17 protein-coding genes are annotated in these 14,277 nt (G+C 65.9%); 6 read left to right on the top strand and 11 right to left on the bottom strand.

The window, feature by feature from the left end; genetic code table 11:
- Positions 1–93: 93 nt before the first annotated feature.
- Together ACZ1II_RS09740 and ACZ1II_RS09735 are read right to left on the bottom strand one after the other, a co-directional pair.
- Complete coding sequence (locus tag ACZ1II_RS09740; protein ID WP_465146247.1) at positions 94–1,221, bottom strand: glycosyltransferase; 1,128 nt, start codon at positions 1,219–1,221, stop codon at positions 94–96.
- 22 nt (positions 1,222–1,243) lie between these two features.
- Entirely contained in the window at positions 1,244–2,104 is an 861-nt protein-coding gene (locus ACZ1II_RS09735) for an alpha/beta fold hydrolase (protein WP_465146246.1), read from the bottom strand.
- A 67-nt stretch (positions 2,105–2,171) separates the two neighbouring features.
- On the opposite strand from ACZ1II_RS09735, the gene ACZ1II_RS09730 reads away from it, so the two are divergent.
- Both ACZ1II_RS09730 and ACZ1II_RS09725 read left to right on the top strand, forming a co-directional pair.
- On the top strand, positions 2,172–3,584 hold the full coding sequence (locus tag ACZ1II_RS09730) for a protein adenylyltransferase SelO family protein (RefSeq protein ID WP_465146245.1): 1,413 nt from the start codon (positions 2,172–2,174) through the stop codon (positions 3,582–3,584).
- 95 nt (positions 3,585–3,679) lie between these two features.
- Positions 3,680–5,146 carry a succinylglutamate-semialdehyde dehydrogenase gene (locus tag ACZ1II_RS09725; RefSeq protein ID WP_465146244.1) on the top strand — a complete coding sequence of 489 codons (1,467 nt, stop codon included), beginning with the start codon at positions 3,680–3,682 and terminating at the stop codon, positions 5,144–5,146.
- Position 5,147: 1 nt separating this feature from the next.
- Here the strand turns inward: ACZ1II_RS09725 and ACZ1II_RS09720 are convergent, their stop codons facing one another.
- Together ACZ1II_RS09720 and ACZ1II_RS09715 are read right to left on the bottom strand one after the other, a co-directional pair.
- Positions 5,148–5,858 (bottom strand): hypothetical protein, encoded by a 711-nt coding sequence (locus ACZ1II_RS09720; protein ID WP_465146243.1) that lies wholly within the window; start codon positions 5,856–5,858, stop codon positions 5,148–5,150.
- 292 nt (positions 5,859–6,150) lie between these two features.
- Positions 6,151–6,561 (bottom strand): glycine zipper 2TM domain-containing protein, encoded by a 411-nt coding sequence (locus ACZ1II_RS09715; RefSeq protein ID WP_465146242.1) that lies wholly within the window; start codon positions 6,559–6,561, stop codon positions 6,151–6,153.
- 206 nt (positions 6,562–6,767) lie between these two features.
- On the opposite strand from ACZ1II_RS09715, the gene rarD reads away from it, so the two are divergent.
- On the top strand, positions 6,768–7,667 hold the full coding sequence (rarD, locus tag ACZ1II_RS09710) for an EamA family transporter RarD (protein WP_465146241.1): 900 nt from the start codon (positions 6,768–6,770) through the stop codon (positions 7,665–7,667).
- Positions 7,668–7,669: 2 nt separating this feature from the next.
- Here rarD and ACZ1II_RS09705 read toward each other — a convergent pair whose 3' ends face one another.
- On the bottom strand, positions 7,670–8,347 hold the full coding sequence (locus tag ACZ1II_RS09705) for an HPP family protein (RefSeq protein WP_465146240.1): 678 nt from the start codon (positions 8,345–8,347) through the stop codon (positions 7,670–7,672).
- 194 nt (positions 8,348–8,541) lie between these two features.
- Between ACZ1II_RS09705 and ACZ1II_RS09700 the strand changes: the two genes are divergently transcribed.
- Positions 8,542–8,883, top strand: coding sequence for a hypothetical protein (locus ACZ1II_RS09700; RefSeq protein WP_465146239.1), 342 nt, complete (start codon positions 8,542–8,544; stop codon positions 8,881–8,883).
- Between the two features lie 96 nt (positions 8,884–8,979).
- On the opposite strand, the gene ACZ1II_RS09695 is transcribed toward ACZ1II_RS09700, so the two are convergent.
- Positions 8,980–9,558: a nitroreductase family protein gene (locus ACZ1II_RS09695; protein WP_465146238.1), complete on the bottom strand. Its 579-nt coding sequence runs from the start codon at positions 9,556–9,558 to the stop codon at positions 8,980–8,982.
- A gap of 209 nt (positions 9,559–9,767) precedes the next feature.
- Between ACZ1II_RS09695 and ygfZ the strand changes: the two genes are divergently transcribed.
- Positions 9,768–10,526, top strand: a complete 759-nt coding sequence (gene ygfZ / locus ACZ1II_RS09690; protein WP_465146237.1) for a CAF17-like 4Fe-4S cluster assembly/insertion protein YgfZ — start codon at positions 9,768–9,770, stop codon at positions 10,524–10,526.
- Positions 10,527–10,538: 12 nt separating this feature from the next.
- On the opposite strand, the gene ACZ1II_RS09685 is transcribed toward ygfZ, so the two are convergent.
- The 4 genes from ACZ1II_RS09685 to rplU form a co-directional block, all read right to left on the bottom strand.
- A complete protein-coding gene (locus ACZ1II_RS09685; RefSeq protein WP_465146236.1) occupies positions 10,539–11,051 on the bottom strand; it encodes a GNAT family N-acetyltransferase in 513 nt (170 codons plus the stop codon).
- Positions 11,052–11,243: 192 nt separating this feature from the next.
- Positions 11,244–11,831, bottom strand: coding sequence for a GNAT family N-acetyltransferase (locus ACZ1II_RS09680; RefSeq protein ID WP_465146235.1), 588 nt, complete (start codon positions 11,829–11,831; stop codon positions 11,244–11,246).
- Positions 11,832–12,093: 262 nt separating this feature from the next.
- Complete coding sequence (gene rpmA / locus ACZ1II_RS09675; RefSeq protein ID WP_021233962.1) at positions 12,094–12,363, bottom strand: 50S ribosomal protein L27; 270 nt, start codon at positions 12,361–12,363, stop codon at positions 12,094–12,096.
- 24 nt (positions 12,364–12,387) lie between these two features.
- Positions 12,388–12,684, bottom strand: a complete 297-nt coding sequence (gene rplU / locus ACZ1II_RS09670) for a 50S ribosomal protein L21 (protein WP_132268078.1) — start codon at positions 12,682–12,684, stop codon at positions 12,388–12,390.
- Between the two features lie 335 nt (positions 12,685–13,019).
- Here rplU and ACZ1II_RS09665 point away from each other — a divergent pair, with 335 nt between their 5' ends.
- Positions 13,020–13,526 carry a hypothetical protein gene (locus ACZ1II_RS09665; RefSeq protein WP_465146234.1) on the top strand — a complete coding sequence of 169 codons (507 nt, stop codon included), beginning with the start codon at positions 13,020–13,022 and terminating at the stop codon, positions 13,524–13,526.
- 243 nt (positions 13,527–13,769) lie between these two features.
- Here ACZ1II_RS09665 and ACZ1II_RS09660 read toward each other — a convergent pair whose 3' ends face one another.
- Positions 13,770–14,195, bottom strand: a complete 426-nt coding sequence (locus tag ACZ1II_RS09660) for a hypothetical protein (RefSeq protein ID WP_465146233.1) — start codon at positions 14,193–14,195, stop codon at positions 13,770–13,772.
- Between the last annotated feature and the right edge of the window lie 82 nt (positions 14,196–14,277).

Here is a 14,277-nt window from a genome sequence, read left to right as displayed (position 1 = left end):
GTTGCCGGGGTGTTTAGCGAATGACCACGGCTTTTCAACGGGGATGATCGCTGCACCCCATGCGGTGAAGCCTTGCTGAATGATGTCGGTGTGTCAAATCAGGCGTTCTTGCCCCAGTGCCTCGCCGTAAGTGCGGCTATAGGCGGCCAGCATCGTTTCCTCGTCGTAATGGCTGCGCGCAAAGGCGCGGTTGGCGGCGCCAAGACGCGCGCGAAGCCCGTCGTCGCCCGCCAGCCGGGCCAGCGTCGCGGCCAATGCGGCCTCGTCTCCGGGCGGGGTGATAAGCGCCCGGTTTTCCACCGATACCATCTGCGCGACGTCACCCACGGCAGGCGCGGCCACCGGCAAGGCCGCCGCCATCGCCTCGACCACCGAGATCGGAAACTGCTCGCTGTCGGACGAGAGCGCGAAAACGTCGAACAGACCGACCGCATGGGAAGGGTCGGCCACGAAACCGGGGAGATGCACGCGGTCCGCCACGCCCCGCTCCGCCGCCGCTGCCGCGATTGCCGCCCGCTCCGGACCTTCGCCGAGGATGACCAGCCGCCACGGCTCCGGCAGGCCCGCGAAGGCGCGCACCAGCCGGGGCAGGTTCTTCACCGGCCTGAGGCCCGCCAGAGTGCCGACCCAGCGCTCCCCCGGCTGCTTGACCAGCCCCGGCAGCATGTCCGGCCGGGGGCGGTCGAGATAGGCGCTGCAATCGATGCCGTTGGTGATCAGCCGGACTCGCTCGCGCGGCTGTCGCCATGCGGTGAGCGCGATCTGCTCCAGCCGCTGCGAGGGCACGACCAGCGCCGAGGCCCGCCGCAGCGCCATGCGGCGAAAGCGGTTGCGCGCGGGCTTGAGGCCCATGGCCTCGTCCTCGTTGAAGCCGTCCTCGTGATGGACCAGCGGCGGCAGGCCGAGCAGCCCGCCGAACAGGCCATGCGCCATCACCGCGTCCATCGCCCCCCAATTATAGGTCAGCACGAGATCGAAATCGGCCATCGCCTGGGCGATCCGCCAGAGCCGCCGGGGCGTCGGGCGCCCCTGAAGGCTCGGGAAGTCCTCGGGAAACTCCACCGGCAGCCCCGGTTCGAGCAGCGCCGCCGCGCCATGCGCACCGGGCTGGGCCGAGACGACTGCGTGGCCAATCCGGGGACCGAACAGGTTCATCAGCCGCACCGCGCGCAGCTCCTTGCCGCCCGCCGCGAAACTGGAATGGAGGTGGAGAATGCGCAAGGCGGTGATGCTCAGAAGGGGCTCAGGCGGCGCGGGCCAGCAGCCGCTCGATCGCGGCGACGGATTCGGGTTCGTCCAAGGTCGGGGCATGGCCGACATCGTCCAGCGTCACCGCCTCGGCGCCAGGCAGGCGGCGCAGCATCTTGTCCAGCGTCGCAGCGGAGAGCAGGTCGGAAAGCGCCCCGCGCAGCACCAGCACCGGCCGCCCCGCCAGCGCTTCCCAGGCGGGCCAGAGATCGGGCTGGTCGTCGACGTCATAGCCCAGAAACGGCTCGGCGATCTTCATGTCGTAGTCGAAGACCACGCGCCCGGCGTTCGAAACCGTCATCAGGCGCTTGGCCCGGCCGATCCAGAAATCCAGCGGCTTGCCGGGATGGGCCTCGCTCTGGTTGTCCTCCAGCGCGCGGGCGGCATGGACCCAGGTGGGATAGCTGCGCCCCTGCCCCACGTAGTCCTTGATCCGCTCCACCCCGGCGGGTTCGAGGAACGGCCCGACGTCGTTGATGACCGCCGCCACGATCCGGTCCGGGATCATCATGGCCAGCCCCATCGTCATCAAGCCGCCCAGCGAAGTGCCGATGGCGATGAAGCGGTCGATCTTTTCCTGCTCCAGCAGTTCGAGCAGGTCCTCGCCGTACTGGACCGGGTTGTAGCTGGCCGAATCGCGGGCATATTCGCTGTCACCGCGCCCGCGCATGTCGGGGCAGATCACCCGCCAGCGCGGCGAGAGGCGCTCGGCCAGAACGTCGAAATCGCGGGCGTTGCGGGTGAGACCATGGAGGCAGACGATTGGCGGACGTCCCTCCGATTCACCGGGATAATCCCGAAAGTGCAGCTTCAACCCATCCCGGCTCGACCAGAACCGATCCTCGAATACCGTCATGCCGAAGCCGCGACCTCATCTTGTAGCCCGGCTTGATCGACGGGCATCGGATCGCCACTATTGCCCGATGCGAAGCGAACCGCAAGCAAGTGCCTACCGCCCTGCCCCCCGTATCGAGGCTATCGCCGACTGGATCGCCAGTCCGGTGGCCCCTGCCGATTTTCCGAAGCATATCCTGCGCTTCCGTAACGACCGCTGGGCCGCTGCGGTCGGTCTAAACGGGCTGGGCGACGACAACTGGATCGCCCATTTCGGACGTTTCGAGCCGCTGCCGGGCAACCTGCCCCGCCCGCTCGCGCTGCGTTATCACGGCCACCAGTTCCGCAACTACAACCCCAATATCGGCGACGGACGCGGCTTCCTCCATGCCCAGATGCTGGACGGTGAAGGCCGCGTGCTCGACTTCGGCACCAAGGGTTCGGGCCAGACGCCCTACAGCCGCGACGGCGACGGCAGGCTGACGCTGAAAGGCGCGGTGCGCGAGATTCTCGCCACCGAGATGCTGGAGGCGCTGGGCGTCTATACCAGCAAGACGTTCTCGGTGATCGAGACCGGCGAGGAACTCTGGCGCGGCGACGAGCCTTCGCCGACGCGCTCCGCAGCGATGGTCCGGCTCAGCCACGGCCATATCCGCATCGGCACGTTCCAACGCCTGCTCGCGCTGGAAGAGAAGGATCACATGGAAGCGCTCGTGGCCTATTGCCTCGAAACCTTCCCCGGCAACCTGCCCCCTGAAGACGCGCCGGGCCGCGACGAACCCGCCGTGATCCTGCTCCATCAGGTCGTCGAGCGCATGGCCGATCTCGCCGCGAGCTGGATGGTCGCGGGCTTCGTGCACGGTGTGCTCAACACCGACAACATGAACATTTCGGGCGAGAGCTTCGACTATGGCCCCTGGCGCTGGCTGCCGCGCTGGGACCCACGCTTCACCGCCGCCTATTTCGACCATTCCGGCCTCTATGCCTTCGGACGCCAGCCGGAGGCGGTGCTGTGGAACTGCGGCCAGCTGGCCATCGCCCTCAGCATGCTGACGACGACCGAGCCGCTGGTGGCCGCGCTGGACCGCTTCGCGCCGCTCTACCAGCAGGCGATGAGCCGCCGTTTCACCTGGCGCCTTGGCGTAACTCCGCAAGGACTTGAGCAGGACTCGGCGCTGATCCAGGCTGCCGAGCAGGCCATGGTTGCGAGCGGGGAGGCACCCGAGCATTTCTTCTTCCATCACCGAGGCGGACGGGACAGGGGGCAGGACCGATTCGGCGAACTGCTGCGCACTTACGCTCCGGCCGCCGATACCTCGAACCCGTTCTGGCAGCAGGCGCTACCCCCGAGCACGCTGATCGACGAGGTCGAACGCATCTGGAGCGAAATCGACCGGCACGACGACTGGTCCGCGCTTCACGCCCGCGTCGCGGAAATCCGCGAACTGGGCCGCCAGCTCGGCCCCGCACCCACGCCCGCCGGTCACTTGTCGGGAGGCTGACCCCAAAGGATTACATCGGCCGTTAGCATCCCGGTAGGAATACTCGTGCAAGAGCCTATCCGACAGCGAGTTATCCAGAGCGGACCAGCATCTTCATGGGCGCGACAGCGAGCGCATACAGCACCCGGCAACCCTCCCTCGCCAGCGAGGCCGGAAATGTGACCGATATCGTCTCCTACGAGCCGGCGACGGGCGCAGAGATCTGGCGCGGCAAGCCTTGCGACGTCGACGAAGTCGTCAGCCGTGCCCGTCGCGCCTGGCCGACCTGGGCCGCGCAGCCGCTCGCCACCCGCATCGAACTGCTGCGCCGCTTCGCCAACGAAGTACGCAAGGACGCGGAAAAGCTGGCGACCACGATCGCCCGCGAAGTCGGCAAACCCTTGTGGGAAGCGCGCGCCGAAGTCGAAAGCGTGGTCGCCAAAGTCGAAGTCTCGATCCGCGCCTATGCCGAGCGCACCAGCCAGCGGAAGCTGGATTCGGCACTTCAAGGCACGATGGCCGTGCGCCACAAGCCGCACGGCGTGCTGGTCGTGCTCGGGCCGTTCAACTTCCCCGCGCACTTGCCCAGCGCCCATATCGTGCCCGCCCTGCTCGCGGGCAATGCAGTGATCTTCAAGCCGAGCGAAAAGGCCCCCGCTACCGGCGAGATGCTCGCGCGGTGCTTCCACCGCGCCGGGATTTCCGCCGCCGTCATGCAGTTCGCGGCGGGAGGGCCGCTCGAAGGGCAGGACTTCGTGGCGCACGACGGCATCGACGGAGTGCTATTCACCGGCTCGGCCAATACGGGCATCTCGATCAACCGCCGCCTCTCCGCCCGGCCCGACAAGCTGGTGGCGCTGGAGATGGGCGGCAACAATCCGATCGTCCTGTGGGACACGCCCAAGCTGACCGACGCCGCCGCGCTGATCGTGCAGTCCGCGTTTTCCTCCGCCGGACAGCGCTGCACCGCCGCGCGGCGACTGATCGTGAAAAGTTCGCTCTACGATGCCGCCATCGCGGAAGTGAAGGCCTTGGCAGACCGCGTGATCGTCGGCGCCCCGTTCGACGAACCGGCCCCGTTCATGGGCCCGGTGATCGACACCATGGCCGCGGACGGGCTGACCGAAAGCTTCCTCTATCTGCTGAGCAACGGCGGACGGGCGATCAAGCATCTGGTCCGCAGCGACGAGACGCTGCCGTTCCTCAGCCCGGCGATCATCGACACGACGGCGATGAAGGACCGCCCCGATGTCGAACTGTTCGGCCCGATCCTCCAGGTGATCCGCGTCGACGATTTCGACGAGGCGATTGCCGAGGCCAACAACACCCGCTTCGGTCTCGCCGCCTCGCTGGTGGGAGGGTCGCCGCAGGACTACAACCGCTTCTGGGCAAATATCCGCGCCGGGATCGTCAACTGGAACCGCACGACCACCGGGCCGAGCCATGCCGCACCGATGGGCGGGATAGGGCTTTCCGGCAACCACCATCCGAGCGGCTATTATGCGGCGGATTACTGCGCCTATCCGGTCGCTTCCGGCGAGATGGAACAGCCCCGCGCGATGATCGGGGTTGGCCTGCGGTAATCTACTTCCCGCTGGCGACCAGATCGACCTCGGTCACGCCGCCGTCCAGCTTGCGGGCATAGACCACATAGGCCTGCCCACCCTTGCGGCCGCCGATCACATGGTCGCCGCCGTCGATCCGATGCTCGGCGCTGTAGCCGCCGCGCTGGGCCATCGAATAATAGAAGCTCACGACATCCTCAGGCGAGACCGGGGTGGCGTAATTGACCACGCGCAGCGCGCAGCCCTCGGCATCGGTTCCAGCCGCTTCCTGCACGGCGCCGCGCGGATAGACGGGAATGGCGGCGGGGAGCTTCTTCGCCCAGCCCTCGGAATATTGCACTTTACCTGCGCAGTCGGTTTTCGCCTTGCGCGCGGCATCGCTGATCTGCGCAGCCGAAGCCGCATTCTGCGCCAAGGCCGAGGCGCCGCCCTGCTGCGGCGCAGGCGCGGGCAGGAGCTTGCCCCCGGCGGCGTCGGCAGCGGACTTCTTCGCGGCGGCCACGGCTTCGGGCGTGCGGGCGGCGGGTTGAAGGGTGATCGCAGCAGAGGTGCTTCCACCAGCCTTTTCGGGATCGACGACGATCCGGTCTCCTAGTGAGCCGCCCATGGCCGAATCGCTTTCCGCCGCCTCGGGCTTCTGCTTCGAATTGCAGCCCGCCAGCGCCAGCGCGCCCGCCAGTGCGAGAAGCCCCAGACCGGCAACGGAAACCCTCGTGGCGGCAGCCTTCATAATCCCGTCCTTGTTGTGCTGGGCCGAAAGATCGCCGCAGCATCGCAGTAGGGATCGAACTTTCCCGGTAAACGGCGAAAACTCAAGCGCAGCACGGGGTTAAAGCGGCCCGCGTTCCAAAATGGGATGGCCAAGGCGCGACCGGTTACGGAGCGGGAACCGCCCCAAAAGGTCGAAGGCGCCTGCGGCCCTAAGGTCGCAGACGCCCTCTCCCACCCGTACTCATGAAGTCCGGGAGGTCTCCCCCGCAAGTCGCCGTCCTCGCGGGGAAGCCAGTTCCTGTTTTGTCAGCTTAGCGGCAGCGCGAGCCGCCACGTTCCACTTCGCGGCCCAGCAGGGCACCGGCGGCAGCGCCAAGCACGGTGCCGGTGGCGCGGTCGCCGCGGGTGTCGATGGCGCGGCCCGCAAGGGCGCCTGCCGCACCGCCTACCAGCAGGCCGGTGGTGCCGCCCGAGCGGCGGCAATCGTAGTAGCGACGGTCACCCCGATAGCCGCGGTCGCCGCGATAGTAGTGGTCGCGGTTGCCGTAGCCGCGGCGGCGGTCTTCACGGGAATAGCGTTCGCGCCAGTGGCCGTAGTCCTGCTCGCCAGGGGCCTGAAATTCGTGCGTCGGCGCAAAGCTGACGGCAGCCGAAGCGGGAAGAGCGGTCGCCAGGCTGGCCGTTGCGGCAGCGAGGGCGGTAGCCTTGAAGAATGCGTTCATCTCAAATCTCCTCGTCATTGCCGGGAGGGTGCCGTTTGAGGCTCGATCCGCGGTACGCATTCAGCTTTAAGGCAACGAAGCTGAACGAGCCGCAACATGGCTGTCAGAATTCGCAATATCGATGAAACGAAGACCGTGTTGCGACGAACCGCTTGCCGAACCGGCATTTTCACACCTATCGCAGCAGGCCACTCACGGGATTTTCGATGCAGCCCACACCCCCGCGCCGCTCCGGCGGTCTTGCCCAGGCTTTCGGCGCCTATTTCATCTGGTGCCTGTTTCCGCTCTATTTCGCTGCGCTTCATGCGGTCTCGCCGTTCGAAGTCGTCGCCTGGCGTCTGCTGTTCACCCTGCCGTTCTGCCTGGTGATGGTGGCGGTGCTGCGGCAAGGCGACCAGCTGCGCGCGGCGTTGGGCAATCCCCGCATCCTTGGTGCTCTGGCGCTGAGCGGGCTGCTGATCGGCACCAACTGGCTGGTCTACGTGATCGCGGTCATGGAAGGCCATGTCCTTGCCGCCAGCCTCGGCTACTACATCAACCCGCTGGTCAACGTGCTGGCCGGAACGCTGTTCCTGCGCGAACGGCTGTCGCGGATGCAGTGGACAGCGGTGAGCCTTGCCGCGATCGGCGTGGCCATCCTGTCGTGGGGCGCACTCGATACCCTGTGGATCAGCATGGGGTTGGCGCTGAGCTTTGCGGGCTATGCCCTCGTGCGCAAGCTGGCGCCAGTCGAATCGCTGCCCGGCCTGACGGTGGAGACGCTGGTGCTGCTGGTGCCCGCTCTGGGCATGCTGCTCTGGCAGGGCACCGGCCCGGCGGGCCTCGCCATGGGGCAGTCGCTCGCCACCAGCCTGCTGCTGGCCTGCGCGGGCATCGTCACCGGCATTCCGCTGCTGCTCTTCGCAGGGGCGGCACGCAAGCTGGACTTCTCGGTGCTCGGCTTCATCCAGTTCGTGACGCCCACGGGCGTGTTCCTGATGGGCCTCTTCGTCTTCGGCGAACCGCTGAAGTCGACCCAGGTCGTCTGCTTCCTGTTCATCTGGACCGCTATCGCAGTGTTCTGCTGGGACCTGCTGTCCCGCAGACGCAAGGCCGCGACGGCCTGAAATCAGGCTTTCCGGCCCCGCTTCAGCAGCGCCTGCACGAAAGCGTCGAGATCGTCGATGTCGACATCGAGCGCTTCGTCCCACTCGCCCAGAAGCGCCTCGATATCCTCGCGCGTGTAAGGTTCCGGCGCCTTGTGCTGCACCTTCGGCGCGCGGTGCGGCCAGGGATGGCCGGTCAGGTTGTTGTAGAGCCAACCGACCTGGAACAGGAAGATCAGGTTCAGCGCCAGCGGCACCAGATAGCCGATGCCCCAGTGCTGCTCCCCCGCCGCGCCGAGCGCATAGAGCAAGGCGCAGGCCCCGCCCGGCGGATGAAGGCTGCGCGTCAGCGACATGGCAACGATAGCCAGACCCACACCCAGCGAAGCCGCCAGCCAGGGACTGCCCAGCAGATGCCCCAGAGCAAGCCCGATGATCGCCGAGATCATGTTCCCGCCGATCACCGACCACGGCTGCGCCAGCGGGCTGGCGGGAACGCAGAACACCAGCACCGCCGAAGCGCCCAGCGGCGCGACGAGGAACGGAAGCGTGGAAAGCCCGCCCATCTCCACGCCCTTCATTTCGAGCAGCAGGGTGATGCCGCCCGCGAGCGCAATACCCAGCATCCCGCCGAACGCACCGCGTACCCACGCGAAATTTCGGCTAGAGCTTCCCGCCTTATTCAACCATCCAGCCGCCACCGGCCCCGACCTTTCTGCAAACGCATGAACGAACGGGTCGCCTATGGCCGCCTCGCCCCCTGATGGCGAGCCGAGTCGTGCTTGGGCGAGCGATAGCCAAATTGTAACCGCCTTCGTCATCGCTCGGAGAAGAGGTTGCCGCAAATCGGCCACGATCGGATGATTGCCTGCTCGGGTCCGATGGAGCCGCACTTATGCCCGCGATCGATGCTGCCGCCGCTGCCCCTGTCGCTTCCGAGCAGACGGTTGATTCCTTCGATCTCAGGCAGATGCGCAGTTCTCCCGGCGCCGATTTCAGGGTGGTGCGGCCCCGCTGCCCGGAAGGCCGTCCCGGCGAGATCGTGGTCTGCGCGTCCGATCCCGAGAAGGAGCGTCTGCGCGCCCTGCCGGACGAATTCGAAATGCCGAGCGCCGTGCCTCGGCTCGAAATGAAGCTGGATGAAAATACCAGTGCCGACGTGCACCTGGATAGCGCAGTTTTCCCCAACGGCACGGTCAGCAACCGGCTCATGGTCGGGGTAAAGCGCAAGTTCTGAAACGGAAAAGCCCAGCCCGCCCAAGGGAAGGGCGGACCGGGCTTCTCAAAGCGCCCCGATGTCAGGAGGGAGGAGGGTCCGGAGCGCCCTATCCGGTCAGGCGAACTTGCCCGCCTTGGCGATCTCGGCCACCGGCTTGCGGTTCGAGGCGACTTCGCGCTCCTGGAGGAATTCGGGAAGCTGGCTCTTGTCACCGATCCGGCCGATGGCGAAGGCAGCTTCCAGACGGTGGTCGGCGGGAATGCCGAGCGCCTGTTCCGCCTCGCCGAACTTCAGGCCGGTCATGCCGTGGGTGTGATAGCCCAGCGCCTGCGCCTGAAGCGCGGCCAACGCCCAGGCGGCACCGGCGTCGAAGCTGTGGCTGTGGTTGTCGGAATTGCCCTTGTCGGAGCGCATCTGGCTATCGGACACGACATAGACGATCGCCGAAGCGTCCTTGGCCCAGCCCTGGTTGAACTCGATCAGCTGCGAGAGCAGCAGGTCCCAGTTGGCATCGCCCTTCTTCGCATAGAGGAAAGTCCAGGGCTGCACGTTGTAAGCCGAAGGCGCCCAGCCCGCCGCTTCGAAGATCACGTCGAGGTCTTCCTGCGGAATCTCGCTGCCGTCGAAAGCGCGCGGCGACCAGCGATCGACGATCAGCTTTTCGACTTTGGGATGGGCAGTGCGTCCGGTCATCTCGGGTATCCTTGGCAGAGTGGTGAAATTCTGGAAGCGAGGGATAGCCTGCGAAAGAGCATCGGGGAATCGAGATAATTTAAACGGAACTGTTCCAATCTTTGGAAAAGTCATCGACCTCGCCATGAGCGGCCTGCTCGCTGCAAATTATGCCTTTCTCCCGAATCCAGCGCCTTGCGCATGGGCGCGCTCTGCCCCACTTATCGGGCATGACCGCCAGCCGCCTGTTCGACCGCGCCCTTATCCGGCTTTCCCCCCGCCCCGATTCGAACGAAGACGTCGCCCAGTTCCTGCAAGGCCTCGTCACCGCCGACGTGACGCAAGTGCTGCCAACCTGGACGGCCCTACTCTCGCCGCAGGGCAAGGCGTTGTTCGACTTCATCGTCTGGCCCGGCGCCAACAAGGCCGGACCGGGCCTGCTGATCGACTGCGAGGCCGAAGTGGCCGACGCGCTGGTCAAGCGCCTGTCGATGTACCGTCTGCGCCGCGCCATCGACATTGCCCGCGACGATTCGCTGGCAGTCCACTGGCGCGCCCATTCCGGCGACGGCGCCGCCGCCGATCCGCGCCACCACGGCCTAGGCGAACGCTGGATCGCGCCGGTGGACCCGACCGATCCTTCCGAATCCGAAAGCGCCGATGCAGCCTGGCGCGCGCACCGTCTGGCCATGGGCGTGCCCGAAGGCCGCGCCGAACTGGGCGAGGGCGAGACGTTGTGGCTGGAATGCAATGCCGTGGAACTGAACGGCGTCAGCTTCACCAAGGGCTGCTATGTCGGGCAGGAGAATACCGCGCGCATGAACTGGCGGCAGAAGGTCAAGCGCCGCCTGATCGTGGTGCCCCTCGCCCGCTCGGACGAAAAGCGCCGCCGCGCCGCCTATCCCGAACTCGGGCTTGCGGTGGACCATCTGCGCGTCGAGGACATCGACCCGAAGCTCGCACCGAAGTGGCTTGAACTCTCGGCCTGAAAGACTGGCGCTTCAGGCTGGAACCGCCACCGCATGACGGAAAGGCCGCTCCGTCAGATTGGCGACGTAGATCCTGGCCCGCACCGGCTCGCCGTGACTGAAGCCTTCGCGCTCGGTCCCGCTGTCTGCGAAGCCCGTTTCTTCCAGTACCTCGCGGGTGGCGGGATTGTCGGCAAAATGGCTGGCGACCACGCGGCGATGGCCCAGCGACTGCGCCTGCGCCAACACCGCCCGCACCGCTTCACGGGCAAAGCCCCGTCCGCGATGGCAAGGCGCGATCCAGTAGCCGAGTTCCACCTCGTCCTCGGTCCGCCCGAGGCCGATGCCGCCCACCAGCTTGGGCCCGCTGGGTGAACGCAGATACATGAAGAAGTGCGGCAGGCGCGGGTCACGCGGCCTTGCCAGATAATCGCGCATGGCTCCCATCGAACGCGGCAGTTCGCTCGCGCCGAGCTTGCGCTCACCGGCATCCTCGGAGATGGCCTCGACAAGGTCGTCGACATCTTCCGGCCAACCGGGCCTCAAAAACAATCTCTCCGTGCGGACGAACATGGGCAGTTCTCCGTTCTTATGTTTTGTCCCCCATACTATGCACAAAGAGAGTTGCTTTGCACGAATTTTGCTGCGGGCCGGGAAAGTGCTGTGGCGGCCTCTCCAGTGGATTGCAACATCCACCGAAGAGCGCCTTTTTCTTAAACACTTATGAGCGGTCGCGACTCAGGCAGCGCGCCTGGTTGCAACGGTCTGGCCGCTGCCAAAACCGGAATTCGGACGGTCATCGTCGCAATCGCCGGGCGAATCGAATTCGACCGCATATTCGCGCGAGAGACCATGTGCGCCCCGTCCTTCACTGAACCGCTCGGTGACGCGGCCGGTAGGCCGGAAGCCGACTTTCTCCAGCACGCGGCCGGAAGCGGGATTGTCCAGGAAGTGGCTGCCGACGATCCGCTTGTGGCCGATCGCCCGCGCCAGCGAGAGAACCGCGCGTGCCGCCTCGGTCGCGAAGCCCTGCCCCCAGTGCTCGCGGGCGATCCAGTAGCCCAGATTCACCTCGCCATCGAGCAGCGAGAGACCCATGCAGCCGACGATGCGGGTGCCGTGGGCGCCGGGCTGGGTGATCAGGAAGCGCGGCAGCAGCATGTCCTGCGGCGCATCGAGGAAGCGCCGGGCATCCTCGCCGGTATAAGGCCAGGGCGCATGCGCAAGATTGCGCACGACGGCTTCGTCGGCGATCAGGGCCAGCAGTTCATCCTGGTCCTCGGACCAGCCGGGCCTCAGGAACAGCCGTTCGCTGCGAACGAACATAGAGTATCTCCACTCATCCGCCCCGCGCTTCCTTAGAATTTGCGCGTGACATTGCGATTACGCACAACGCCCGAAGAGCCTGAAATATCCGCGCAAATTCGTAAGAAAATGTAAGGATTCGATTGCTCTGCGAAACGGTTGTGCCGTGCGTGAGGGAGACACGAAAAGAGGGAGACGGGCTGGCCCCTCTCCCTCGTTCAGCCGATCTTAAGAAGATCGGCGGGGCCATCCCGTAAGGATGGCCCTTTTATCGACCATCCGATTATTCGGCGGCTTCTGCCATGGCGTCAACCGACACGTACTTGCGGCCGAGTTTGCCGTCGTGGAAACGCACGCGACCTTCGGCAAGCGCGAAGAGGGTGTGGTCCTTGCCCATACCGACGTTCACGCCCGGGTACACGCGGGTGCCGCGCTGACGGATGATAATGTTGCCGCCGATCACTTCCTGACCGCCGAACTTCTTAACGCCAAGACGGCGGCCCGCAGAGTCGCGACCGTTGCGCGACGAACCGCCTGCTTTCTTATGTGCCATTGCTCAGTCCTTCCGATCTTTGGCTCAGGCGACCGACACGATGCGCAGCAGGGTCATCTGCTGGCGGTGGCCGTTCTTGCGACGATAGTTGTGGCGGCGGCGCTTCTTGAACACCACGACCTTTTCGCTCTTGGCCTGAGCGATGATCTCGGCCGAAACCGTGATCTTCGAGGCGTCAGCGACTTCGCCGTCGTTGCCGGCGAGCAGAACGTCGCCCAGCGTGATGGTCTCACCGGCTTCACCAGCCAGCTTTTCAACCGCGATCTTGTCTCCGGCGGCAACCCGATACTGCTTGCCGCCCGTGCGCACAACTGCGAACATGGTGCCCTTACCTAATCTCAATGAGCCCTAAACAGGCCGAAACAACTTTGCCCCGGCCGCTCTGGTCCAGGAAGGAACCGTGGAGCCTTGCGGGCGACGCACCGGCATCCCCATTTGCATGGGGTTCCGGAAAGAATGGTGCCGTTAGTCCAGCGACCGATTCGTGTCAACCGGGGAGTGCTGGCAAGGAGTGGCCGAGGAAAGGCCGGGAAACGCGATTGGACCATGGCTTGCCATGGATTGACGCTCGCGATCGGCCTTGGCCGTGCTATGGCATGCCCATGACCCGCGCACCAGTCCGTTGCACCGCCCTTTTTCAGGGCCACCTCCCGAAATTGGCGCTCCTTTCCGCGCTTTCGCTGAGCCTCGCAGCCTGCTCCACGGCGCGAAGCTATCCCTCGCTGGCCTACCGTGCGGTGGAGCGCACCGCCATGCCCGCCGCAGCCGAACCGGCACCGCCGCCGGTCCAGCTTCCCCCGCCCAGCGCCGACCTGAGTACCCGAATCAGCGGCCTCGTCGCCGCCGCACAGGCATCCGACAAGCAGTTTGCCGCCAAACGTCCTGCCGCCGACCGTGCGGTTTCGGCTGCGGCCCGTGCGACGCCCACCAGCGATTCGTGGATTTCGGCGCAAGTCGCGGTCTCGGCGCTCCAGGCCAGCCGCGACACGACCGTAGCGGCATTGGCCGATCTCGATTCGCTCTATGCCGATGCCCGCCAGGCCGAGCCTGTCGAGGAATCGCCCAGCGCCAAGGCCATCGATACCGCGCGTGAGCAAGTGCAGGCCCTCGTGAACGGCCAGAACGACGTGATCTCCGCGCTCGACGCGCGTCTCAAGGGTTGAGAGCCTGCTTCGAAAGTCGCCGACCGACGACTTTCGGGTTCGGCACCGGCCCACTCCCCCACCCGACCTCCCATCAAGGATACACTGAGTGGGAGGCCGGGTGGGGGAGTGGGCCGGTGCCGAACTTTCCAAGCAAGCTCTGAGACACGAAAAACCCCTCCCCCTTGCGAGGGAGGGGTTATCCGAACGGACCGGTCGCGGCCTGAAAGCCCCCCGGCCCAGGTCACGAATCGGGAAGTACAGTCACTTCAGGGCGACGATGACGGCGACGGCCAGTCCCCAGCCCAGGATCAGCACGGGAAGCAGGAGGACCTGAATGGTCGCCTCGCCCGCGGTCAGCCTTCCGCTCGAAGTTTCGATGCCGCGCACCCGGAACTGCCCCCAGTCCGATGCGACGGTGTCGTTTTCGGGCCTCATCCACGTCCAGCTTGCCGCAAGCCCGAAGGCGAAGACGACGAAGCCGGCGAAGATCACCATCGGGATCGCCAGCTCCGTATCGAGGAACGAGGCGGCCATGACGGCGATGAAGCCAAGGTAGAGCGCCACCGTCGCGGCATAGAGCCGCGTCGGCAAACCGAAGCCGCGGTCGACGGGCACCTGCGATCCGGCCGCCGTCCCCATGGTGACGGCCAGTTCACGAAGCTGTTGCCTGTCGAAACGCTGCGACATGGGTGATCTCCTTGCGGGACCACCCATGACCGTTTTTCACCGCGAGGGATTTGATGCGGGTCAAACGCGAGAAAAATCGCGC

The sequence above is a fragment of the Novosphingobium sp. BL-S-20 genome, assembly GCF_055521635.1.
The sequence above is the reverse complement of the archived record's forward strand: the minus strand, read 5'-3'. Positions and strand labels throughout refer to the sequence as shown.

Excerpts from the sequence above, each read along its gene's own strand:
- ACZ1II_RS09735 (WP_465146246.1), bottom strand. The coding sequence starts at position 2,104 with ATGACGGTATTCGAGGATCGGTTCTGGTCGAGCCGGGATGGGTTGAAG.
- ACZ1II_RS09730 (WP_465146245.1), top strand. The coding sequence starts at position 2,172 with ATGCGAAGCGAACCGCAAGCAAGTGCCTACCGCCCTGCCCCCCGTATC.
- ACZ1II_RS09725 (WP_465146244.1), top strand. The coding sequence starts at position 3,680 with ATGGGCGCGACAGCGAGCGCATACAGCACCCGGCAACCCTCCCTCGCC.
- ACZ1II_RS09720 (WP_465146243.1), bottom strand. The coding sequence starts at position 5,858 with ATGAAGGCTGCCGCCACGAGGGTTTCCGTTGCCGGTCTGGGGCTTCTC.
- ACZ1II_RS09715 (WP_465146242.1), bottom strand. The coding sequence starts at position 6,561 with ATGAACGCATTCTTCAAGGCTACCGCCCTCGCTGCCGCAACGGCCAGC.
- rarD (WP_465146241.1), top strand. The coding sequence starts at position 6,768 with ATGCAGCCCACACCCCCGCGCCGCTCCGGCGGTCTTGCCCAGGCTTTC.
- ACZ1II_RS09700 (WP_465146239.1), top strand. The coding sequence starts at position 8,542 with ATGCCCGCGATCGATGCTGCCGCCGCTGCCCCTGTCGCTTCCGAGCAG.
- ACZ1II_RS09695 (WP_465146238.1), bottom strand. The coding sequence starts at position 9,558 with ATGACCGGACGCACTGCCCATCCCAAAGTCGAAAAGCTGATCGTCGAT.
- ygfZ (WP_465146237.1), top strand. The coding sequence starts at position 9,768 with ATGACCGCCAGCCGCCTGTTCGACCGCGCCCTTATCCGGCTTTCCCCC.
- ACZ1II_RS09680 (WP_465146235.1), bottom strand. The coding sequence starts at position 11,831 with ATGTTCGTTCGCAGCGAACGGCTGTTCCTGAGGCCCGGCTGGTCCGAG.
- rpmA (WP_021233962.1), bottom strand. The coding sequence starts at position 12,363 with ATGGCACATAAGAAAGCAGGCGGTTCGTCGCGCAACGGTCGCGACTCT.
- rplU (WP_132268078.1), bottom strand. The coding sequence starts at position 12,684 with ATGTTCGCAGTTGTGCGCACGGGCGGCAAGCAGTATCGGGTTGCCGCC.
- ACZ1II_RS09660 (WP_465146233.1), bottom strand. The coding sequence starts at position 14,195 with ATGTCGCAGCGTTTCGACAGGCAACAGCTTCGTGAACTGGCCGTCACC.